General features: G+C 65.1%; 22 protein-coding genes. 19 read left to right on the top strand and 3 right to left on the bottom strand.

Annotated features, from left to right (window positions below; translation table 11 throughout):
• The first annotated feature begins 31 nt into the window (after positions 1-31).
• From NCW75_04015 to NCW75_04085, 15 genes are all read left to right on the top strand, one after another.
• Positions 32-2,026 (top strand): hypothetical protein, encoded by a 1,995-nt coding sequence (locus NCW75_04015; protein ID UYV13454.1) that lies wholly within the window; start codon positions 32-34, stop codon positions 2,024-2,026.
• Positions 2,023-3,585 (top strand): Flp pilus assembly complex ATPase component TadA, encoded by a 1,563-nt coding sequence (gene tadA, locus NCW75_04020; protein ID UYV13455.1) that lies wholly within the window; start codon positions 2,023-2,025, stop codon positions 3,583-3,585. Before NCW75_04015 ends, tadA begins: the two co-directional genes overlap by 4 nt.
• Entirely contained in the window at positions 3,582-4,817 is a 1,236-nt protein-coding gene (locus tag NCW75_04025; GenBank protein UYV13456.1) for a type II secretion system F family protein, read from the top strand. Before tadA ends, NCW75_04025 begins: the two co-directional genes overlap by 4 nt.
• A 59-nt stretch (positions 4,818-4,876) precedes the next feature.
• Positions 4,877-5,269 (top strand): type II secretion system protein GspG, encoded by a 393-nt coding sequence (locus NCW75_04030; protein ID UYV13457.1) that lies wholly within the window; start codon positions 4,877-4,879, stop codon positions 5,267-5,269.
• A 4-nt stretch (positions 5,270-5,273) separates the two neighbouring features.
• On the top strand, positions 5,274-5,714 hold the full coding sequence (locus tag NCW75_04035) for a prepilin-type N-terminal cleavage/methylation domain-containing protein (GenBank protein UYV13458.1): 441 nt from the start codon (positions 5,274-5,276) through the stop codon (positions 5,712-5,714).
• Positions 5,711-6,079, top strand: a complete 369-nt coding sequence (locus tag NCW75_04040; GenBank protein ID UYV13459.1) for a prepilin-type N-terminal cleavage/methylation domain-containing protein — start codon at positions 5,711-5,713, stop codon at positions 6,077-6,079. The genes NCW75_04035 and NCW75_04040 overlap by 4 nt, the downstream gene beginning before the upstream one ends.
• Complete coding sequence (locus NCW75_04045; protein ID UYV13460.1) at positions 6,076-6,543, top strand: type II secretion system GspH family protein; 468 nt, start codon at positions 6,076-6,078, stop codon at positions 6,541-6,543. Before NCW75_04040 ends, NCW75_04045 begins: the two co-directional genes overlap by 4 nt.
• Positions 6,540-7,406, top strand: a complete 867-nt coding sequence (locus NCW75_04050) for a hypothetical protein (protein ID UYV13461.1) — start codon at positions 6,540-6,542, stop codon at positions 7,404-7,406. The genes NCW75_04045 and NCW75_04050 overlap by 4 nt, the downstream gene beginning before the upstream one ends.
• Positions 7,403-7,894: a hypothetical protein gene (locus tag NCW75_04055; protein ID UYV13462.1), complete on the top strand. Its 492-nt coding sequence runs from the start codon at positions 7,403-7,405 to the stop codon at positions 7,892-7,894. The genes NCW75_04050 and NCW75_04055 overlap by 4 nt, the downstream gene beginning before the upstream one ends.
• A 59-nt stretch (positions 7,895-7,953) precedes the next feature.
• The gene (locus NCW75_04060) at positions 7,954-8,784 is read left to right on the top strand and encodes a hypothetical protein (GenBank protein ID UYV13463.1); all 831 of its coding nucleotides are present in this window, start codon (positions 7,954-7,956) and stop codon (positions 8,782-8,784) included.
• Complete coding sequence (locus NCW75_04065; protein ID UYV13464.1) at positions 8,781-9,323, top strand: hypothetical protein; 543 nt, start codon at positions 8,781-8,783, stop codon at positions 9,321-9,323. Before NCW75_04060 ends, NCW75_04065 begins: the two co-directional genes overlap by 4 nt.
• Positions 9,320-9,913: a tetratricopeptide repeat protein gene (locus tag NCW75_04070; protein UYV13465.1), complete on the top strand. Its 594-nt coding sequence runs from the start codon at positions 9,320-9,322 to the stop codon at positions 9,911-9,913. Before NCW75_04065 ends, NCW75_04070 begins: the two co-directional genes overlap by 4 nt.
• A gap of 92 nt (positions 9,914-10,005) precedes the next feature.
• Positions 10,006-10,593, top strand: a complete 588-nt coding sequence (locus NCW75_04075; GenBank protein ID UYV13466.1) for an ECF-type sigma factor — start codon at positions 10,006-10,008, stop codon at positions 10,591-10,593.
• A gap of 93 nt (positions 10,594-10,686) precedes the next feature.
• Positions 10,687-12,864 carry a bifunctional serine/threonine-protein kinase/formylglycine-generating enzyme family protein gene (locus tag NCW75_04080; protein ID UYV13467.1) on the top strand — a complete coding sequence of 726 codons (2,178 nt, stop codon included), beginning with the start codon at positions 10,687-10,689 and terminating at the stop codon, positions 12,862-12,864.
• Between the two features lie 23 nt (positions 12,865-12,887).
• Positions 12,888-13,460, top strand: a complete 573-nt coding sequence (locus NCW75_04085) for a hypothetical protein (protein ID UYV13468.1) — start codon at positions 12,888-12,890, stop codon at positions 13,458-13,460.
• A gap of 26 nt (positions 13,461-13,486) precedes the next feature.
• Here NCW75_04085 and NCW75_04090 read toward each other — a convergent pair whose 3' ends face one another.
• Positions 13,487-14,299 (bottom strand): helix-turn-helix transcriptional regulator, encoded by an 813-nt coding sequence (locus tag NCW75_04090; protein UYV13469.1) that lies wholly within the window; start codon positions 14,297-14,299, stop codon positions 13,487-13,489.
• 1,022 nt (positions 14,300-15,321) lie between these two features.
• Here NCW75_04090 and NCW75_04095 point away from each other — a divergent pair.
• From NCW75_04095 to NCW75_04110, 4 genes are all read left to right on the top strand, one after another.
• Positions 15,322-15,648 (top strand): hypothetical protein, encoded by a 327-nt coding sequence (locus NCW75_04095; protein ID UYV13470.1) that lies wholly within the window; start codon positions 15,322-15,324, stop codon positions 15,646-15,648.
• On the top strand, positions 15,645-16,592 hold the full coding sequence (locus NCW75_04100) for an ArdC-like ssDNA-binding domain-containing protein (GenBank protein UYV13471.1): 948 nt from the start codon (positions 15,645-15,647) through the stop codon (positions 16,590-16,592). Before NCW75_04095 ends, NCW75_04100 begins: the two co-directional genes overlap by 4 nt.
• 222 nt (positions 16,593-16,814) lie before the next feature.
• Positions 16,815-17,090 carry a hypothetical protein gene (locus tag NCW75_04105; protein ID UYV13472.1) on the top strand — a complete coding sequence of 92 codons (276 nt, stop codon included), beginning with the start codon at positions 16,815-16,817 and terminating at the stop codon, positions 17,088-17,090.
• 2 nt (positions 17,091-17,092) lie between these two features.
• Entirely contained in the window at positions 17,093-17,602 is a 510-nt protein-coding gene (locus NCW75_04110) for a hypothetical protein (protein UYV13473.1), read from the top strand.
• Positions 17,603-17,641: 39 nt separating this feature from the next.
• Here the strand turns inward: NCW75_04110 and NCW75_04115 are convergent, their stop codons facing one another.
• A complete protein-coding gene (locus NCW75_04115; GenBank protein UYV13474.1) occupies positions 17,642-18,007 on the bottom strand; it encodes a hypothetical protein in 366 nt (121 codons plus the stop codon).
• Positions 17,997-20,828 carry a relaxase domain-containing protein gene (locus NCW75_04120; protein UYV13475.1) on the bottom strand — a complete coding sequence of 944 codons (2,832 nt, stop codon included), beginning with the start codon at positions 20,826-20,828 and terminating at the stop codon, positions 17,997-17,999. Before NCW75_04120 ends, NCW75_04115 begins: the two co-directional genes overlap by 11 nt.
• Positions 20,829-21,059 lie beyond the last annotated feature (231 nt).

Consider the following 21,059-nt stretch of genomic DNA (forward strand, 5'->3'; position numbering starts at 1 on the left):
CGCCGGAAAGCAAGATGAAATGAGGCCCGCCATGCGCGGTGAGCGATTGTGCGCGAATCCGAAACGGTTGGCCCTGCTCCTGCTATGGCTGGCCTGCATGTACTTGGTGATTCTGGCTCCCGCCAGAGCCCAAGACCAGATCGTCCTGCCAGCGGAAGTCGAGCTCGCTCGCTTGGTCGACCTCTCGGCCGAGCGGATCGGGTTGAGCATCCTGTACGAGCCCCGGCAACTCGCCGGTTCGTTCATGGTGCGCGGGAGCCACAACCTCGACGATGAAGGGCTCTGGAAGCTCACCAACGAGCTGTTGGTCCAGCAGGACCTCACGACTGTTGCTATCGGCGGCGGCTCCGAATCGGGCGGCTTGGCCGTGGTACAACTTCGTGAAGCGGCCAAGCGAGCCCGCCCCACAGAACGATGGTCGCTCGTGGAGGAACCGTCTGGTCAACGCCTTGAGATCACGAGCCCGGGCGATGATTATGCCGGATACGTCGCCATTCTCTACACAATCCAGCACGTGGACCACGACACGCTCGGCGAGTCTCTCGAACCGCTGCTCAGCAGCGGAGGCCTAGTCACACGCTTGGGCCAGAGCGACCAGATGGTCATCGCGGATCTCCGCGAGCATGTCGCTCGTGTGGCTGGATTGCTCCAGACCCTGGACGTGCGCACGACCGAGCTTCGGTCCTACGAGCCCCAGCTCTTCTCGCCGGCCGAGGTCGGCAAGGCCGTCCAGCGTTTGCTGGGAAAGGAGCTACGCGTCGTGCCCGACGAACTCACGGGGACGCTGCTGGTAGAGGCTACTGCGTCGCAGCACGAATCCATCGCGGCCATCGTCGAGCGATTGGATGCCGAGACGTCGGCCGCCCGGCTCTCGACGCGGACTATTCTCGTGCGGCATCGGCCGGTCGAGGAGATAGTTTCATTAGTGACCAGGCTGCTGGGGGCCGGAGCGGCGGGCATGCCCGATGCATCACGCGACACGACCTCAACACGTCAACAACTCGCCCCCACGACCCTGACCACCCCCACCGCCGCCGAACGGGCACGACAAGCCAGCGCGCCGGTTGGTGGTGGGAACGACACCATCCAGATCGATGGCATGATCGTCTCGCTCGTGGCCGATACGGCGACCAGCCGCATCCTGGCGATCGGCCCACCAGGCGTGCTCGACAAGGTCGCCGCCCTGGTCCATGAGCTCGACCTGCGTCAGCCCCAGGTCATGCTCGACGTGACGCTCGTCAGCCTCACCGAGAGCGAGACGTTCGACCTGGGCGTCGAGTTGGAGAAGATCGAGATCTCCGGCGACATCCGCATCCGCCTCGCGTCGCTGTTTGGCTTGTCGTCGAGTTCGAGTGACGGCGGGCGGTCCGCCGGGGATGGCGCGGGCTTCACGGGTGTGGTGCTCGACCCCGGTGATTTCGCTGTGGTGGTCCGCGCGCTCGAAACGGTCAACGAGGGGCGTTCGCTGAGCCTACCCCGGGTCCTGGTCGACAACGCCGCCACCGCGACCCTGGACGCGGTTCGGGAAGAACCCTTCGTCTCGACCAACGCGAGCGACACCGTGGCGACTACCAGTTTTGGAGGCTCGGCCTCGGCGGGCACGCAGATCACCGTCACGCCCCGGATCTCCGAGGGCGACCACCTGTTGCTCGAATACGCCGTCAGCCTGAGCCAATTTGTGGGTGAGTCGGCCAGCCCGGCGGTGCCGCCGCCCCGCCAGGAGAGCAGCATCACATCCATAGCCACGATCCCCGATGGCCACGCCATCGTGCTGGGCGGTCTTGAAACACTCACGACGGGAGAGGCCGAGAGTCGCATACCGCTCTTGGGCAGTATCCCGTGGCTCGGCGAGCTCTTCAAGAACCGCTCGCGCTCGGCCGGCAGCACGAAGTTCTACGTGTTCATCCGCCCGACGATCTCTCGTGGCGATGGGTTCGCGTTCCTCAAGCACGTCAGCGCGGGCATGCTCCAGGAACTCGAACTCGATGACGGGTGGCCGGTCGTTGAGCCGCAGGTGATCCGATGACCACCATCACTCGAACGGTGTGCGAGCAGTTCGTGGAGCTGATCCCGCGCGACTATGCGCGTGAGCATCTGGTGCTTGGCGAGCGCGTTCTCGAGCAGCCCGATGTCCAGGGCCTCGTGGTTCGCCACGGGCCGGACACGCCCGCCTGCGTGCTGCACAACGTCCAAGTCCGCCTCGGTGAAACCGCCAGCCTCAAACCCGGCGACGCGGAGTCGATCGCCCAGGCCATCGATACGGCGTACGCCAGTGCCGATCGATCCGAAGCGAGCGATGATGAACTCGACGACGCCATCGTAATCGAAGGGCCTGAGGCCGAGCTCGAACAGGCCCTCGCCGAGGCGGATCGCGATCTGCTGGCCACGTCGGGCAAGGCACCGGTGGTCCGCATGGTCGACTGGATGCTCTTCCACGCGGCGACGCATGGTGCGAGCGATGTCCACGTGCAACCCTTAGAAGATCGAGTCCTTGTCCGAATGCGCATCGATGGAGCCTTGCGCGAAGTCCGGGCCCTGCCCGGCGAACTGAGCGGGCCCGTGGCGAGCCGGTTGAAGGTCATCGGCCGCATGGACGTGGCCGAGCGGCGCGTGCCCCAAGACGGGCGGGCCACGGTGACCATCGGCACGGGCGAATCCGCCCGCACGATCGACCTGCGATTGAGTTCGCTGCCCACGGCCTTCGGCGAGCGCGTGGTGGTTCGTCTGCTCGAACCCGATGGTGCGCTCGACCTGGAGAACTTCTCGGGCCTGGGCATGCCACCGGATGTCGAACGCCGGTGGCTGGCGGCGTGCTCTCACTCAAGCGGCATCGTGCTCTCGACCGGTCCGACGGGCAGCGGCAAGACGACCACGCTGTACGGCACGCTGAGCTGGACCGCCAAGCGTTCGGCCCGCGACCTGAACGTCATGACCATCGAGGATCCGATCGAGTACGACCTCTCGGGCCCGCACGTGGCCATCAGCCAGGCCCAGATCAACACCAAGAAGGGCGTCACCTTTGCCAGCGGGCTGCGACATATTTTGCGGCAAGACCCCGACATCGTCATGGTCGGCGAGATCCGCGATCTCGAAACGGCGCAGGTGGCCATCCAGGCCAGCCTCACCGGGCACTTGGTGCTCTCGACGCTGCATACCTCGGACGCGTCTACGGCGGTGACGAGGCTCGTGGACCTGGGCGTCGAGCCCTACCTCGTCTCGGCCTCGCTCTCGGCGGCGCTCGCGCAGCGCTTAGTGCGCCGCGTGCATCAAGAGTGCGATGGCAAGGGCTGCGAGGCGTGCTTTGGCAGCGGCCTGCTGGGTCGGGTGGGACTATTCGAGTTGCTGGTTGTGAACGAAACCCTGCGCGAGCGCATCGCGGCGGGCATCACCGCCAGTGCTCTCCGAAGCGAGGCCAGGGCCGCCGGCATGCGCACGCTCCAGGACGAGGGGCGTCGATTCATCGAAGCTGGGATCACCACACCGCTCGAAGTGGCGCGCGTGGCATCGGTGGGTGATGAAGATTTTGATACAGTACCTGGGCCAAATAGCGGGCTGGATACTGAGAAAGAAGGGGCAGTGTCGTGACGCTGTGGCGCTACAGGGCGGTGACCACCGGCGGAACGTCACGGCGCGGTGAATTGACCGCCGACTCGGCCGTATCCGCGCGCGCATCCCTGCGGCGTGTGGGCCTGACGGTTCTCGATGTCCGCCCCGTCACGGGCGAGGGTTTTGTTATCCCCGCATCGGTCGCGGGTTCCGTCCACGGAGCACTCCGCGGCAGGCGGCGCGAGACCAAAGCAGAGCTCCTCGACGCACTCGCCACCCTTCTGGCTTCGGGCGTGCCGCTGACCGATGGCTTGCAAACACTCGCCGGCTCGCGTGGGCGGCGAACGGCCCTCAGACGCCTGCTGCTCCAGCTCGAAGACGCCGTGCGCTCGGGTGAACCATTAGCCGATGCGTTCGAGCAGCACGCGGGCTGGTTCGACGCGACCGAGGTCGCCGTGGTCCGGACCGGACAAGCCCGAGGAGAGTTGGCCCACGCGCTGCGGTCGCTCTCGGACCGATACACCCGCGCCGGTGAACTGACCGGTAAGCTGGCTTCCGCATTGGCATATCCGGCGATCGTGTCGGTCGCGGGCGTGGCGGTCGTCGTGTTCCTCGCGCTCGGGCCGCTCCCCAAGCTCGTGAGCATCCTCGACCAGGCGGGCGTTCGCCCCCCGGCGTTGACGAGCGCGATCATCACGCTCGGCGAACTGATCGCTCGTTGGTGGCCCATCGGGATCGCGGTTGGCATCTCGGGTGTTGTGGTTCTTGGCTGGCTCGTTACCACCGTCTCGGCAAGCGAGCGTGGCTGGCCCGGCCCGGTGCGTCGCTTGGTGCCCTCGGCGATCCGAGGCATGGCCCTGGCAAGGTTCTCTGGCGAACTCCAGTCCATGACCCGCCTTGGCGTGCCGCTCACCGATGCCCTGCGCGCCACGGCCCAGACCTTCGGCGGACCGCTGACGGCCAGCCTGAAGCGCGGCCTCGAACGCGCCGCCCAACGTGTCGAAGCGGGCGAGCCGCTCTTTAAGACACTCGACGATCCGTACTGGTTCGAGGACGACATGCGCCGCCTGATCGAAGCGGGAGAGAGCGCCGGTGAACTTCCCGACCTGCTCGAACGCTTAGCCGATCGTGCCGAGCGGAAGGCGCGGCGGTTGACTGATCGGCTGGCCGGGCTCATCGAGCCGGCGGCCATCATCATGCTGGCGGCGATGATCGGCGTGGTCGTGCTCGCGGCGGTGCTGCCGCTGCTCAAGCTGAGAGAGGTGTTGTAATGGGCGGAAGAACTACAGGCATCCGTGAACATGCTCAAGGTCAACCTGCCAGGCACGGCATGACACTCGTCGAAGTCCTGGCGGTCGTTGTCTTGCTCGGTATCCTGGCGGCGACGCTCACTGTCGGCCTGACCTCGGCCTTCGGCCAGGGCAAGCGCGAGCTCGCGCGCACCTCAGTCGCCGGTGCCAAGGCCAAGGTCGAGCTCTTCCACGTCTCAACGGGGCGCTGGCCCGAGAGTTTGCAGGAACTGGTCGACGCCCAGCCCTCGGCCGGGCATTACCTGCCCGTGGACGCGGCCCGCGACCCCTGGGGCACCATGATGCAACTGGTCGTGCCCGGTCCGAGCGGCCATCCGTTCGAGATTATTAGTCTGGGTGCCGACGGCCGCGTCGGTGGCAATGGCGAGGACGCCGACCTCAGCTCGCTCGATCTGCGCGAAGGGCAAGGGTAGAGCGATGGTGATGGCAATAAGCGGATCGGCCGCACGGCCCAAGGGCTTCACGCTCATCGAGATGTTGGCTACGTGCGCTTTGGCGGCGCTCGCGATGGCCCTGGGTGCCACGATGCTCAGCGGTGCCGGCGATCCGCTGCCAAGGGCCGAGCAGACGTTCCTCGAAGCGCACGGCATGGCACGCCTGACCGCCCTGACCAACGGCCCCGCGATGATGGTCCGTCGCGGTACCCGGTTGGACGTGCTCGACGGCCACGGCACCCTTGCCGTCAGCCGTTCCTGGCCCGAGTCGGTTGCGATCAAGGGCATGCCCGATGGGCTCCACATCGACCGGCTGGGCCGCTCGCTCGATCATGAGGTTGAGTTCGTGAGCGATGGGCGCTCGATTGCCATCACGATCCAGGGCGCGACCGGCATCGCGAAGCGCGTGGAAGGCACGCCATGAACCGCCGCGCGATGACACTGCTCGAAGTCGTGATGGCGACGGCCCTCTTGGCCATCGCCGCATCGGGCATCGCCACCGCGATGGCTGGAATCACCAGGTCCAACTCGGACCTCGGGGTTACACAACCCCCTTCGGGAGTCGCCCGCGTGGCCGACCGCGTCCTGAGCAACCCCGCCGTGTTCCGCTTCGATCCAATCAAGATTGCAGCGGATGGGTCGGGCACCATCGCCATCGACGAGACCGGCGAGCCAATCCGACTCGAAATCACCTTCCTCCAGCGCAGCGGTCACGGCGCGTGGCTCGCCTTCTCGTTCGACGGCCAAACGACCGCACGATGGATCCGGCTCCCCGAGGCCCAGCCATGAGGACCACCCGTGGATTCACGCTCCTCGAGATCCTCTTCGCGCTCGCGTTGACAACGCTCGCACTCGGGGGCGGCGTGGCCTTCATGCTCCCGCTCGCATCGAGCGTGCCCAGGATGGCCCAGCAGGCCCAGGATGATCTGATTGCCGGCCGCGTCCTGGAGCAGATTGGCCGGGAACTCCAGGCCGAGCACGAGTCGATGCCACGCCGGCGGGTCTCGATCGAACGCAAGACGCTCACGATCGTCACCCGCGAGCACGGCACTCGGACCGAACGCTTCTACCATCAGGAACCCCGGGGCCTGGTCATCGGGCAGGATGGCGGTTCGATCCGCATCGACGCCATCGAGGATTTCACGGCCTCCCTGGAAGCGGATGGCCGCGTGCTGTCGGTCCGATTCGTGCTCCGCGCACGCGATCCAGGATCGAGCGCGACCCACGTCCACCAGGAGTACGTGCTGCGATGATCGTGACCGCGCCATCCCGGCGGGCGGCAGCCCTGCTCTTCGTCCTGGCATTCGTCGTGGCGGTTGTTCCCCTGGTCACGCTGGCCGCCACGCGCGTGTCGATTGCGGCGCAGCGGCACAACTCGCACCACGACGCTGCCCTGGCCAACGATCTCATGGACGCGTCGATGCTCCCCATCCTTGATTGGTTGCGACGAGAGAGCGCCCAGGTCGTACTGCCACCCGAAGCAGCGCAGCCACGGGTGGCCCTGCTCGACGACACGATACTCATCGACCAGACACTGGTTCGGGTACGCCTGACGGCATGGGATCTGCGGGGCATGCTTCCGATCGATGTGGCACGCACCGGCTCACCCATGAGCCTGACACTCCCCGAGGACGCCCGACAGCGGATCGACGCGCTGCCGGATCATCCGAGCGGCCTCGACGCGATCCCCCGCGTTTCCCGGGAGCGATTGGTCTTCCCGACACCGGGCTCATCCGATCCCGCACTTGGCGCTCTGGTCCACGCCGGCCGTCGCACCAGAAGCCAGCCTGTAGCGCGGCTCAATGTCAACACAACGCCGATCCCGCTGCTGACACAGGCGATGCGGTTGGCCGGGCGGGGCGGACTCGACCAGCTCATCCAGAAGCGGACCAGCGGGGAACGCTCCGGGGTACCCCAGTTGGGCGACTCCGAACCCCAGCGCGGCCAACGCGTCGAGCTGACCTCGACGAGCAGTGCGTGGGGTATAAGGGTCGACATCACCTCGGGCGCCACCCGCCGCTCGTGGTGGACCCAGTGGACGAGGATCAGCGGCGACTGGATGCTCCAACGCCACACACCAATCCTGTGGGAGCCGCATCCGAGGGACATGCAATGAGCCGCCCACTCCGCGAGCGCACCGGCACGGCCATCATCGCGGTGGGTGGCATCGGCATCCTCCTCGCCGGAGGGTGGTGGTCGACGCGGCCGATACCGCCACGAACACCCACGGCGCAGCTGCTGGCCGATGCGCCGCACGCCGATCTCCCGCCGCGCATCCCGCTGGACGCTTCCGTCTTCGACCAGGGGCTGTGGCATGCGCCGAGGGTTACCACCGCGCAACCCGAGCAACCGACAAGGACGACTCCGCCACCTCCTCCGCCACCGCCTGCCCCGGCGAACATCGCGCTCACGCTCATCGCGATGGTCCAGAACGGGGACGAGTGGCACGTGGCTCTGTACGATCCGGGGGAGCAGGAACTCGTGCTCGCGGCCGCCGGGGATCGCGTCGCCGGCGTGCTCGTCCGCGAGGTCACCGACCGATCCGTCCTGCTGGAACTGGCTGGCCGCACCCGGCGGCTTGCGCTCGTGGAAGAAGCGCCATGAGCGATACCGCCACAAGCCCCGCTCCCCCAACAGCACAACCGACCCAATCCCATGTGAGCGTGCCGGCCACGATGCTGTACACCGCCACCCTGCCGCGTCCACCGGGACGACTCACCCACCGAGTGGTGATCTACGCGGCCGAGGGCCTGCTGCCCCGCCCGCTGGACGAACTGGCATTGGCGTGGAAGCCAGCCGGGAACTCGCTCATCGTCCTCGCGATCGATCGCGAGCACGCCCAGGCATGGCTTGCTCAGGGTGCCGCGAGCGCCCAACCGGCCACGCTGCCCCCATCGGTGCTGGAGCATGACCCGAGCGTACAGAACACCCGGTTCGAGTTTCTCCGAGGCCGGCACCTGCCATCCCAGATCGTCGCGCAACGCCGGCTCAGGCGTGTCTTGGTAATGATGGTCGCGGTCGGCCTTGCGGGCCTGGTCGCATGGGGCGCGCACCGGCGGAGCGAGGCGATGGTGGCCGAGGCGAAGGGTTTCGACGCGGCGTCATCGGCGTTGGTCAAGCAGGCCCTGCCCAGCATGACCCCGGGCATGGACCCGCAGCTCGCCCTGACCGGGGAGATCCGCCGTTTGACCGCGATCGCCGACGCCGACCGCATCACCGTCCCCGTCGATGGCCGGTACACCATGACCGCCCTGTTCGAGCAATGGCCCGGGGACATCACCATGCAGGTCGAGTCGATCGAGGTCGCCGGGGGCCGTGTCAACCTGCATGCCAACCTGGCCACCCGGAGGCGGGCGCTGGAACTGGCCGGCGTGCTGACCGAACTCACGGGGTTCCAGGCCGAGTTGCCACGTGTGAGAACAGAAACACGCCGAGGCATCGACGTCACGCGCCTCGAATTGGCGCTGCAACGAAAAGCCCGGGGTGCGCGATGAGAACCGGCAAGCTACGGATCACAACAGGGCTCGTGCTCCTCGCATCCATCGGGATCGCGGTGTGGTTCCTCGTGGGATGGGGGGCGGCCACGACCGTCCGCGACCGGGCCGAAGCGACATTCGTGCGCGTTGGAGAACAAGCGTCCGAGCTCGAAGCCCTGCGGGCCGAACTCCGCCGCAACCGCATCTCGGCCGCCGGACGCCGGGCCAACGCCCTGGCCGAGGTCGCCGACACGATCGCGGCCTCGGGCCTACCGGAAGACGCGCTTCGGTCCCTGGATGAGCAGAATGATGTGGACCTGGCCGAGGCGGGCCTGCGCCGCCAGACGCTCAGGCTCGAGCTGGCCTCGATCACACCGGGAGAGTTGGGCGTGTTCTTCGCTCGCCTGCACGCCGATCGGCCGCACTGGACCGTCACCCGGGTCGAATTGAACAGGCCGAGTCGAGCCGAAGGGAACTCGTACGACACGACGGTGCTGATGGTGCGCACGTACCAACCCCGCCAACGTCGCCCCGAACCAGTGGAGGGCTCGCCATGAGCAACGCATACCGAGTGATCTGGACGGTTCTGTTGCTTGTGGTGCTCGGCACCGGGCTTGTGGGTTGCAAGAACGCGTCACCGAGCCCGTATGTCGAGCAGCCCCCCATCCAACGGAACACCGAACGGGCCCAGCAACTCGCCGCTCGTGCGGTGGAACGAATGGAGGACGATCCCGAGGCCGCCGAGGAACTCTTCCGTGACGCTCTTGCCGCCGATCTCTACCACGGCCCGTCCCACAACAACCTGGGTGTCCTTTTGCTCGAACGCGGCAAACTCTACGAGGCCGCCAACGAGTTCGAGTGGGCCCGGCGGCTCATGCCCGGCCATCCCGACCCCCGCATGAACCTGGCGTTGACCCTTGAGAAGGCCGGCCGGACCGACGACGCCATCACCCAGTATCGACGAGCACTGGAAGTCCATCCCGGGCATCGTCCGACGGTCCAGGCGCTGACCCGACTGGAGGTCCGGGCTGGCCGCACCACCGACGAGACGCTCGATCGGCTCCGTGTGCTGAGCCTGGAGGGCGAGAACACGAAGTGGCGAGCATGGGCTCAGGAGCAACTCGCGCTACACGAGGATCTGCCGTAGTCGCGTTCCGCACGAATGATGCGATCTATGGGTGATGTTGAAGACCAGCCAAGGCGTAACCCAAGGCCGGCCATGGGCGTATTGCGAACTGGATGTCCACGGACTTGCTCATCCATTCTGGCACCATCACCCGCCTCCTGGACGCCTCCAAGCGTGGCGATGTTGCCGCGATGGACGATCTCTTCGATCGGGTCTACGAGGAACTCCAGCAGATCGCGCGACGGCTGACTCTGGACGTACCCGCGAGGGCTGATCTCAACCCGGCCACGCTCGTCAACGCGGCCTGCGAACGGCTTCTGGCAACCGAAAAGCTCAACGCCGAGGACCGGCGGCACTTCTTCTTCATCTTCGGACGCGCGATGCACGACGTGGTCGTCGAGGAAGCCCGCCGCGCAACGGCGAAGAAACGTACGCCCACTCCCGGACAGCTCCTCCCATCGTCCCAGACCGTCCACTTCGACCGCACCACCCTGACGCTCGCCAAGCTCGCGGACCTCCTCCGTGAGTTCCACGAAGTGGACCCAGATGCGGCCCAAGTCGTGCGACTGCGGTACTTTGCGGGCCGATCGATGCGACAGACAGCCTCAGATTTAGGGATCACCCTTGCATCCGTGCGGGCTCACTGGAGCTATGCCAAGGCCTGGCTCGGAGAACGGGTGAACGGTTCGCTTGATTCCTAATCCCCTGATTTTGGGAATCCATCGCGCACAACCATCCAAACCCCGCGGCGGGGTGGCGTGTGTATCTGAAGGCGGAGGAGTTCACAGCGCTAAATGGCACAGCACGACGACGAACGCGGGATATTTCTGGCCGCCCTGGCTCTGCCCAGGGACGATCGCGAGGCCTTCCTCGACGGGGCTTGCCAATCCCCTGAGCTGCGACGACGCATCGACGCCCTGCTCGCCCGGCACGACGAGGGAACCATCGATTTCCTCCAGGAACGCGAGAGCGACTTAGACCACGAGGCCGTCGAACCTGAGCCGCCCTTCGAGCTCGATGAGTTCAAGATCACGAAAGAACTCGGTCGCGGAGGGATGAGCATCGTGTACCTTGCGGAGGACACAGTCCTCAAACGCGAGGTGGCGATCAAGACCCTCGCCCCAAACATGGCCAAGTCGGCGAGGCTGCTCGCTGGCTTCCAACAGGAAGCGGTCCACGTCTCCCGCCTGAAGCACCCCGCGATCGTGCCTGTGTACAGGTTCGGCCGGGATGCGGGCCTGCACTTCATCGTGTCCCAATACGTCGAAGGTCAGACGCTCCGGGAACTCATCGATAGACGCATCCAGAGCCAGAAGGAATCCGATCTCCAGCCCGAAGATGATCGATCGTGGCGGCGACAGGTCGCCGGAACGCTCGCGACCATCGCCGAGGCCCACGGCGTGGGCATCGTCCACCGCGACATCAAGCCCTCCAACATCATGCAGGCCACGGAGGGCTCAGCCAGGCTGCTCGACTTCGGCATCGCCGTTCGCAGCTCGGCCAGCCCGTTGCTGGCTTCGCCGCTCGGTGCCGGCAGCGTGTCCTACATGAGCCCCGAGCACATCCAGGTCGAGGGCACCACGATCGATGGACGCAGCGACGTCTTCTCGCTCGGGGTCGTGCTGTATGAAGCTCTGGCACTGACCCTGCCATTCAAGGGTAAGGACCACGAGGCTGTGATCGATGCGATTCGCGGATCCAATCCGACACCGGTGCGACGGCTCGCTCCGGGAACACCGCACGATCTCGAAGTTATCTGCCAGAAGGCCCTCGAAAAGGATCCCGAAGAGCGCTACCAGAGCGCCGCCCATCTTGGGGCCGACCTGCGGTGCTGGCTGAACGGGGTCCCAATTCTGGCCCGCTCCGAACCGCTGCTCGACAAAGCCAAACGCCATTTTCGTCGGCGTCGAACTGTCGCAACGGCAGTCGTAGCGGTGGTCCTCGCCGCGGGTGGTGCTGCATCGCTCGCATCGCACCTTGCCGACACGCGGCCACAGGTTCGAATCGGCAACCTCCCGGATGGTGCCAGGGTGTACATCAGTGCGATTGATCGCCGATCGGGCGCTGTTGATACCGAGCGGCGTCTGGTCGATGGGAACTTTCGAATCGAACCAGGATTCTACAGGATCATCGTAATTGGGACCGGAGGCGAAACCGCAGAATTCACGCTATTGCTCGAACACAATTCTACGGAGCGGTTGACGGCCAGAGCCTCTCGCCCAGCCGACGTCGAGCAGGACATGGTTCGCTTCGACCCGGTCGCAAACCCATTCCAACCAGGCTCAGCCGAAGCGAGCCTGGTGTCAGCAACCCAACCGCTCGGTCCGTTCCTCATCGATCGCTACGAGGTCTCGAATGCCGAGTACGAAGCGTTCGTCCTGGCGTCCGATACGCCGGTCGCACCACCCCCGCTGTGGGAAGGGCCACGATGCCCTCTGGCCTTGCGAGAGCTGCCTGTTGTTGGTGTTACCTATGCCGAAGCGCAGGCCTACGCGCAATGGAGGGGCAAGCGGCTGCCGACGGCCAGCGAATGGATGTACGCGGCTCGTGGGCCTGCCGGACGCGCCTACCCAGCCGGAGCAGCCGCAGCCGAACCACCACGGCTCGGCGTGCGATTTGTTGACGCTCGTGGTTCCGAAACCGCGGGCTACATGCTGGCGACGTCACCCCTCGCGAAGTCGTACTACCTGCAGTTTGCGGCACCTACCAGAGGCGCCCTTTCCGAGGCGCACCGGGACGACCTGACCCCAGAGGGGCTGCACTTCATGTACGGGAACGTGCGTGAGTGGACCGAGTCTGTCGCGCCCTGGGGTGAGGAACCCAACTACACCGCGCGACTGACGTGCGGTTACGCCTGGGAGATGCCGATCCGCCGGTCCACGGAATTGACCAGTATTTCAATCCCCGAACAGCCCGTGTCCGACCGCATCGTCGGCCTCGGGTTTCGTTGTGCCAAGAGTATCGTGCCCTAACCCAAACATCGCGGAGTTGTACCATGCCGATCCCCCAAGTCGATAAGGCCAGTCTGTCGTTCTGTCTCCGGGTCCTCGACCCCGAAGCAATGGCCGAGCACTCGGACACGGTGATGGAGAACTTCCGCCAGTTTATTCTCGCGTTCGACCCGAACCTGACCAAGGGACCGCTCTGGCTGGATGTACCGTTCAAGGCCCACCACGACTGGGCGGTCGCCCAGGCCAATGGCGGCGGGCAGTACGACCCGGCGACGTTCCAGACCGCGTACGCGTTAGCGGCTTCGGAAGTCTTTTTTCTGTACGGCGTGGACACTGGAAACGGCTGGGATACATCAAATGGCACGGGGCTGCCGCATCCCGTGCCAGGCGGCTGGGGATCAACATCCCTCCAAGCCATCCCGTACGGCGCGGCCGGAGCGTACTACGAATGGGAGTATGACAGCAACACCGGCAAATGGGTACGCGTGTGCTACGAAGACTTCGCGTTGACCGATCCCTCTGGAACCGCGACGGTGTCGCCCGACATCGTGATCGGCGGTATCACCATTGCCATCGTGGGCGTGTCCCTGGCGTATGGGGATGATGCTACGTTGTGAACGAACTGCTGATCGCGACAGCCTTGTTATATGAGCATCTCCGTGTCGAGTAGCCCGACTCGATAGAACATTTCGCCCCGAGAATGGACACCGAGCTTGCGGTAGATGTTCTTCGCGTGGTCATGCACAGTGTACTTGCTGCAATCGAAATGACGAGCAATTTGCGGCACTGTCTTGCCCATCAGCAACAACCGCATGGTGCGCAGCTCTCTCGTCGTGAACATAGATGTGTTTGTGATTCCAAGTGGGAAGGCGGCATCAACGACTCCGATCGCTTTGAACATCACGCATCGCAGATAGGACATTGCCAATGGAGTCAGTGAACTAGCTTCTCCGTCCCATAAGACCGCAAGCACATGGCCAGCAGCCCCGGATGACACCACCGCCATCGACATCGAGGATTCGAATGAACCCTCCGTACTCGCAATGAGCTCAAGGAATTTGGCCCTGTCCGTTGAAGATCCTGCCGGAGCATATGCAGCAGTACCTCCGGCTTGGATCGCACCTGCGGCACGCAGCGGGATGACTGTCGATCGAGCAAACTCGATTCGCTCGGGATTACTATCACCCTCGGGCTTTGATGCGCCCGCGCACATCGGGCACCATGAATTTTCGTCCGTCAGTGTTCCGATTACTGCGATCGTACTTGGCGCGTGAGGTGACAACTCGCTCAGTGTTGACGCCAGGACATTGGTGATGCCAAGCGAAGGAACCAGCGGGATCTGGGTCATAGACACACAGACCGCGACCGCTTGCTCGAACGAGATCGAGCCATCGGGCCATACGGCCGAGCCGGTTGGAAACTTGAGATCCGGTTGGAATGGTGCCGCGCGTGACATGTATAGCTCCGAACAAGGGGTTCGTTCGGTCGCTCGCCGTGTGAAAATGAGCTTTGTGCGCGTAAATATCGACACCATCTAGGCGTAATCAGGCCCCAAAGTAGATGGCAGCGGATTGGTACTCAAGGAACAAGAAACGGCGGCCCGGCCGAAGCCTAGCCGCCGATGCGATGGCCAAAGGGCTAACACACCTCGGGTGCCATCACCGGCAGAATGATACCCCCTAAATAGGGGGCACTCATACCCGTTTCACAACCATCTTGATAGAGCGGAATTTCGAGCTCAAATCCGACCCCCAGCCTGGATTTTGAAGTGAAAAGACGGGTATACCAGGATTCAACGGATCTTGTCGCATGCGGGTAACTACGCCTCGCCCTGAGTTCCAAGGTGAGTTCCAAATGCGCGGCTCAAGATCAGCAAACAACAGTAACCGTCCAGAATGTGCAAGCACTTGCTGCGAAAGCACATGCCGCGTTTGCAGAACTTCAAAGGCCCATCCAGATATCCCCTGGATTCGAATCTACTGCGCTCGTAACCGCTTCCTGGTCTATACGTAGGGTGAGGGACCGAACAAGTGCGCTCGTACCCGTTTCCTGATCCATCTGTGGGGTGAGGAATTGGACAAGAATCTGACCTCCAAGCTGCGTATTGCGCACGAGAACGGCCGGGCCCCTCCTGGCTATGTGGGGCCGAGGAGCCCAGCGTTCATTCAGTGCATATCGTCTGATCATGGGTGTTCCGCTCCCCAGATGCCGATCCATGCCGTGATCGCGTCCGTGGTTTGTGTCGCTCTGGCAACGCCCCCTGGACTCTTCCTCTCGCTGCTGTTGAACTGACCCGAACCCTGCCACCGCGCCCTTGGACGGGTGCAAGCGGCCGCCGGCTTCCGCGGCGTTATCGAGCTGCGCTCGCTCGCCTTGTGCAGCCGGTTTCCCGGCTAAGCCGGGCGGCTATCGCTTGACCCGCCAACGACGCGGTGGTTCCCGGGGTTCATGTTCAACACCAACGAAAGGAATCGATCCATGACCAACGAAACCAACCCACCCATCGACCACGTCCGGCTCGGGGCCATCCGCGCCGCGATCTGGCGGAACACCGACTCGCAAGGCCGAAGCCGGTACAACGTGACCTTCGAGCGTGGCTACGTCAATCAGAAGGGCGACTGGCAGTCGAGCACGTCCTACGGCCGCGACGACCTGCTGACGCTGGCCAAGGTCGCCGACCTGGCCAACACCCGGATCCACGAGATCCAGACCGAGGACCGTGAGCACGCGGACCACTCTGGCGAGGGTACCGAGCAACAGGACGTGGCTCGGGCCGCCGCGACCCAACGCACCGCGAGCCGATGACCGAGGGACCAACCCTTGGCGGACCGCCGGCTCAGGCCGGCGGTCTCGCTTCGTCCGCGACGCCCAGCAAGGCCGAGCGGACCAAACAGGTTGCCAAGGACGCGTTGGATGAACTGGCCAACGCACTCGAAGCTGGCAACTCCGAGCAACTCGACGCGTTCCTGGCCGCGATGGCGAGGTTCCACGCCTACAGCAGCCGGAACATCCTCCTCATCCTGAGCCAGAAACCCGACGCGACCCGTGTCGCGGGCTTTCGCACCTGGCAGACGCTGGGCCGTCAGGTGAAGAAGGGCGAGAAGGGGATCGCGATCCTCGCACCCATGCTCGTTCGCAAGACGGGGCACGCGAAGGAAACCGACGACGGTGACGATCCCGAGCGGATCCTGCGGTTCCGCGTGGTGCACGTGTTCGATATGAGCCAGACCGAGGGGGAGCCGTTGCCCGAGCCCGAGCGAGTCAGCGGCGATCCACGCGAACACCTCAATCGTTTGGAGACCTTTGTTGTCCAGGCGGGAATCGAGCTGGAGTACGCCGATGATCTTGGATCTGCCGAGGGAACTTCCAGCGGTGGCATGATCCGCATCAAGCGTGGCCTGCCGCCGGCCGAGCGGTTCTCCGTGCTGGTGCATGAGATGGCCCATGAGATCCTGCACCAAGGCGAGGGCGTGGAGCGCCCAGACAAGACGGTAAGGGAGACCGAAGCCGAGGCGGTGGCACACGTCGTGGGAAGGGCGATCGGGCTCGAGACCCGCACATCCTCGTCGGACTACATCCGCCTGTATCGCGGTGACTCGCGGACGCTGGCCGATTCGCTCGACCGCATCCAGCGGGCGGCGTGCTCGATCATCGAGGGCATCGGCCCCGGTGATCGGTCGTCGATCGAGAGCAACGCCGCCCCGTCGATCGCACGAGCGACCATCGAGTCGAGGCAGCGCACGCGATGATCCTCGTTGTCACACGCGATCGTGTGGCGTTCTGCACGCGATCGTTCGCGTCCATACGCCGGTGTGATCCAACGCTCGCGAATCCTGGCACCGCCCGCCGTGCGGTCAAGGGTCGAGCCGTGCCCCGCCGGGGCTGCGCCCCTCTGCGGCCCTTGCCCGCCCGGCTCGTTGGCGGTGCCGTGGCGGCGAGCATGTTCAACACACCAACGAAAGGACTTCGATATGACTCTCCGAACCAGACCTTCACCCGACGACCTGCTGACCTGGGAGGTCAGCGTGGTCCGCACCACTCGAGAGACCCATGTGGTCGAGGCGATCGACGACAATCAAGCCTTCGAGTGCTACCTCAAGGGCGACTCGATCGACATCTTCGAGGACGAGCTGTGCTCCCACTACGAGGGCACGACGCTGCGGGAAGAGCACCAGGAATCGCTCAGCCACTGGGACTTGCTCGAACTCCTCGACGTCTCGCTTCCACACGCACGCGATGGGAGGTAGCCATGACCAGCAATGTATCCAAGTACCCCGAGATCGTGCTTGTTTCGAGCGAGGCCGACGCCGTTGAGATTCTGCCGTTCTACTGCGCCGAGTGGCACTACATCCCAACGCCCTTGCAACCCGGCCAGCCCGAGATCTATGGCGTGTCGGTGCTTCTGGAACTCGCTGGCCGTGGCACCGGCAGATTCGACCTCTCGGATCACGAGGTGCAGCAGCGTCTATTGGAGAACGCAGAGTTCGAGCTGATCGATCCCTCGAAGACGGTCATACCGAACGAGTACTCGATCAACTGGGACAACGATCTCCGCCATGAAGCATGGCATGAGCCACCATGGCTCGTCCTTCGGTCGGGCGTCTTCACGTGCGTCGTCCACCGCGTGACCGATACGGAAGAATTCCACGTCGTGCTGACCGATGTGCCCGAGGCCGACCGAGATCACGAGCACCCGGAGCAAGCATCACGGCGTGTATCCGACATGCTCTTCGCACTCAAGCTCCTGCACGAGTTCTAGGAGTCCCTTGCCGCCCGCGGTTCAGCTGCGGGCGGCCCTTCATCCTTCCAAGATCTCGATCTCGATCGCGTCGACCGTGCAGTCACTCGCAAACATCCCGTGCTCACCCTTCGCCTGGACGCTCGTCGCCCGGTGTTGGATGATGGCCCGGTACAGCTCACCGAGCTTGCGTCCCTTGATCGTGACAACGGCTCCGGAGAACACCAATTCGATTCCACTAGATGGATCGAACATGGCCCTCAGGAGCATCGAGTACGGGAACGCGGCCCGATCCCCGCCCGCCAGCACGCAGTCGAGCATGGCGGCGTACCGCTCGCCGGCGTCGAACGACGGCTGCTCGTCCTCGACGGCGACGCGGGATGATGCTCCCGCGTACCGCTCGATCAGGTCACGGCTATCGCCCACGGCTCAGTCCCTGACCGGGTCCCTGGCGTTGACGCGAGCGTGCCCGGCGGCGGCTGCGGACGCGTTCAATCCGTGCGTTCAACGCGGCCCGGATCTTCGTGCCCCGCCGCACGCTGGCGAACAGGGCCAGGGATCGCTGTTGGTTCTGCGAGTGCGAGAGCTGTCGGTCCGGCAGTGGGGGTGTGAGTGGGGGTGGGGGGCCGCCGACCAGCTCGGTCGCACTCACACGCGATCGATCACGCGAGACGGACTTCAGCAGTCGGTTCGCATCATCGGTGAAGACGGTGACCGCCTTGCGGCCCCTGGTCACCGACGTGTAGAACTGCTTCTTGTCCGCCGCCCCGGCCGAATCGCTGGACTGGGCCAGTATGAGGTGGTCGATGGTCCGGCCCTGGGAGCCGAAGCTGGTGACGCAGTAGCCGTGGGCGATGTGGCCGAAGCCCTTGGGCAGCGTCCAGCCGTTGGTAAGCTTGATCTTGCCATCTCTTGTCAGACCGGTGACCCCGTAGATGGTCCCGTTGTTCAGGCGGTGCTTGCCATCGTGGGTGCGGCCGTTCTTCGTGATCCTGACCTGGTCGCCCCTGGTGATGCCCAGCGATCGCTTCTCGTACACCTCGAAGCGCTTGGCGAGCTTCAGCGGCAGCGTGATCTCCTGGCTATCACGCTGCCGTGTCGCCGTCACCGTCCGGGCGGAGACGCCCGTCACCATCACCCGATCCGATCGCCGCGTCCCGCCAGGGATGTTTTGGTGGAACTCCACCACGTCGCCGGGCCGGTACACGGTCGCGTCGGCCTTCTCGGCCTCGGTGAGCTGCCGGGGGCGGAGTTGCTCGATCACGGAGTCGCGTTGCCCGATGAGCTTCTCGTCCCGGAGACGCTCGCGGATCTGATCGGTGACCGCCCGTCCCTCGCCGTGCGTGGGGGAGACCACCAGGGCCGTGCGGCCGCTGGTGACCGTGTCCAGGTAGGTGCCGGCGAGCTCGGTGGCCCGAGTGTCGTCGCCGACCTCGCGGATGGCCCCCATGTCTTTCAGAGCCGCGAATCCTCGTTCGAGATCCCCGGCGTTCAGCCGTGAGCACGCCTCGCGGTACGCCTCGTGCTGCTGGCGACGCACGGTCCTGACCTCGGCCGGTGTAATTCCGCCATGGACTTCCAGCAGCCTCATCGCGTCGCCGCGGGCGACGCTGCTGTGCTGGGCGGTGTCCCCGGTGAGCAGGAGCCGTGCGTCCAGGCGATCGGCCATCCTCACCAGCTTCGCCATGTCCGGCGTGCTCAGGAGGCCCGCCTCATCGACCCAGACGACCTGGCCCTTGAGGCGGTGCTGCAGGTCGGTGTTCTGCAGGACGCTGGCGACGGTCTGGGCGGTGTCGAATCCGTCGCCACGCAGGACCTCGTGCGTCGCCATGGCGGTGGGGGCCGCCGGCTGGACACGCAGCCCGAGCGCCTCGATCGCCGAGACGACCTCTTGCATCAGCCGGGTCTTGCCGACGCCGGCCCGGCCGCGGATGGCGACGACGCCGTCGGTCGACTCAAGGACGTGACGCACGGCGAGTTGTTGTTCCTCGCTCAGCTCGGTGTCCTGGCACTCGTGATGCTTCGCGAGCGGATCGAAGCGTCCCCGGCCCTCGCGGACGGTCTCCAGCATCGCCCGCTCTTCCTCGAGCACTCGGGGTGTGGTCACCATCGCCGTGCCATCGATGCTGCCACGCAGCACCTCGCCCTCGGCGACGCGGGCCTCCAGGTGGGCCCGGGCCGATTCGGGCGTCATCCCGCCGGTTGATCGCTCCATCGTCGCCGCGAGCAACGCCCGCTCGGTGACGGTCGATTGGCGAGCAAGCAGGTGCTCGGTCGCTGAGCGGAACGCGGTGTCGAGTTCGACTGGTCGGTCACGATCGGTTGGTTGGTCCTTCGCCGTATCGCTCGTGTGTTCCAGTTGCTCCCGGATCTCACCGGGCAATCGTTCCCGCCACGCTTGCCGGAGATCTTCCATCGACGCGACCGCCAGCTTGTGCTGCCGCGTCTGGGCCCCGAGCTCGGCCTTCTGCTCGGCGTTGGTGATGCCACGCTCCTTGGCCAGTTTCTCGATCTCGTCGGTCCGCCGGCTGAAGGCCCGGATGGCCGCCTCGGGGATCCCCGCGATTTCCCAGCCGCCGCCGCGACGCTCGACGTCGTAGCCAAGGCCAACCAGCTTCTCCTTCAAACGGGCCTGCTGGGCGGCCTGGAAGTACGGGGCGTCGGTCTTGATCCTCCCGAGGTCGGCCGCCTTCCAGCGGGATTCCTCCTGATCCCACGTCGCGTTGAACACCACGCAGTGCACGTGGGCCTGGGGGTCGGGGATGCCACCGACCGGTCGTGCGGTGAAGTGGGTGAACTCGGCCCAGAGGAGGTTGGAAGTGGGGCGGTTGTGGTCGGCGCCGCCGCGACGCACCCGCGTCTCGGCGTCCGCCTCCAGCTCCCGCATGGTCTCCCGCACCGACTCGCGGAAGGCCTCGGCGATCCGTCGGTCGCCGCCGAGATCCATCGCGAGGCTCACCGACTTCGGAACGCTCCATGTGAGGTCGTAGCCGACGCGTCGCTGGTCCTTGGTGCGGGGCGTGAGCGGCTCCCCCGTTTGGGGGATGCGGTTATCACAGAGCGACTCGAAGGCGTCCCGGGTGACCAGGCCCGAGAGCCCAAACCGCTCGGCGGCCAGGCCGCCCCATTCGCCCACGACCTCCTGGTCGAGGACCTTCTCGTCGGCGTAGTACTCGCCGCGGGACAAAGCCTCACGAAAGTACGACTTCGCTCCCTCGGCGGAGACGATGGTGGTCATCCGCAGCATGTCGAGATGTCTCAAGCGTTGATGGAGAACAAGATTCGGTTCGCCAGATCATCACCGAAGACTGCCACCCGATCAAGGCCAAGTCGCCATCTCAGCAGCAAGTGGGTTCCGCCAGATTCTCTTCATATTCCGAGAGAAACACATGCATCCGTACCCAAGGCTCTGCAATCTGACCGTGCTCTGAGTCCCACGAGATTCTCCGCATGAGAAGAGTAAATCCTGCAGGCGTCT

Origin of the sequence: Phycisphaera sp., from assembly GCA_025916675.1 — a bacterium.
Classification (GTDB): Bacteria; Planctomycetota; Phycisphaerae; order Phycisphaerales; family UBA1924; genus JAHCJI01.

What these genes read in the sequence shown, in the direction of transcription:
- NCW75_04090 (UYV13469.1), bottom strand. Translation starts at nt 14,299, where the DNA reads ATGTCACGCGCGGCACCATTCCAACCGGATCTCAAGTTTCCAACCGGC.
- NCW75_04045 (UYV13460.1), top strand. Translation starts at nt 6,076, where the DNA reads ATGAGGACCACCCGTGGATTCACGCTCCTCGAGATCCTCTTCGCGCTC.
- NCW75_04040 (UYV13459.1), top strand. Translation starts at nt 5,711, where the DNA reads ATGAACCGCCGCGCGATGACACTGCTCGAAGTCGTGATGGCGACGGCC.
- NCW75_04075 (UYV13466.1), top strand. Translation starts at nt 10,006, where the DNA reads ATGTCCACGGACTTGCTCATCCATTCTGGCACCATCACCCGCCTCCTG.
- NCW75_04030 (UYV13457.1), top strand. Translation starts at nt 4,877, where the DNA reads ATGACACTCGTCGAAGTCCTGGCGGTCGTTGTCTTGCTCGGTATCCTG.
- tadA (UYV13455.1), top strand. Translation starts at nt 2,023, where the DNA reads ATGACCACCATCACTCGAACGGTGTGCGAGCAGTTCGTGGAGCTGATC.
- NCW75_04120 (UYV13475.1), bottom strand. Translation starts at nt 20,828, where the DNA reads ATGCTGCGGATGACCACCATCGTCTCCGCCGAGGGAGCGAAGTCGTAC.
- NCW75_04100 (UYV13471.1), top strand. Translation starts at nt 15,645, where the DNA reads ATGACCGAGGGACCAACCCTTGGCGGACCGCCGGCTCAGGCCGGCGGT.
- NCW75_04080 (UYV13467.1), top strand. Translation starts at nt 10,687, where the DNA reads ATGGCACAGCACGACGACGAACGCGGGATATTTCTGGCCGCCCTGGCT.
- NCW75_04035 (UYV13458.1), top strand. Translation starts at nt 5,274, where the DNA reads ATGGTGATGGCAATAAGCGGATCGGCCGCACGGCCCAAGGGCTTCACG.
- NCW75_04050 (UYV13461.1), top strand. Translation starts at nt 6,540, where the DNA reads ATGATCGTGACCGCGCCATCCCGGCGGGCGGCAGCCCTGCTCTTCGTC.
- NCW75_04015 (UYV13454.1), top strand. Translation starts at nt 32, where the DNA reads ATGCGCGGTGAGCGATTGTGCGCGAATCCGAAACGGTTGGCCCTGCTC.
- NCW75_04085 (UYV13468.1), top strand. Translation starts at nt 12,888, where the DNA reads ATGCCGATCCCCCAAGTCGATAAGGCCAGTCTGTCGTTCTGTCTCCGG.
- NCW75_04105 (UYV13472.1), top strand. Translation starts at nt 16,815, where the DNA reads ATGACTCTCCGAACCAGACCTTCACCCGACGACCTGCTGACCTGGGAG.
- NCW75_04055 (UYV13462.1), top strand. Translation starts at nt 7,403, where the DNA reads ATGAGCCGCCCACTCCGCGAGCGCACCGGCACGGCCATCATCGCGGTG.
- NCW75_04095 (UYV13470.1), top strand. Translation starts at nt 15,322, where the DNA reads ATGACCAACGAAACCAACCCACCCATCGACCACGTCCGGCTCGGGGCC.
- NCW75_04070 (UYV13465.1), top strand. Translation starts at nt 9,320, where the DNA reads ATGAGCAACGCATACCGAGTGATCTGGACGGTTCTGTTGCTTGTGGTG.
- NCW75_04065 (UYV13464.1), top strand. Translation starts at nt 8,781, where the DNA reads ATGAGAACCGGCAAGCTACGGATCACAACAGGGCTCGTGCTCCTCGCA.
- NCW75_04110 (UYV13473.1), top strand. Translation starts at nt 17,093, where the DNA reads ATGACCAGCAATGTATCCAAGTACCCCGAGATCGTGCTTGTTTCGAGC.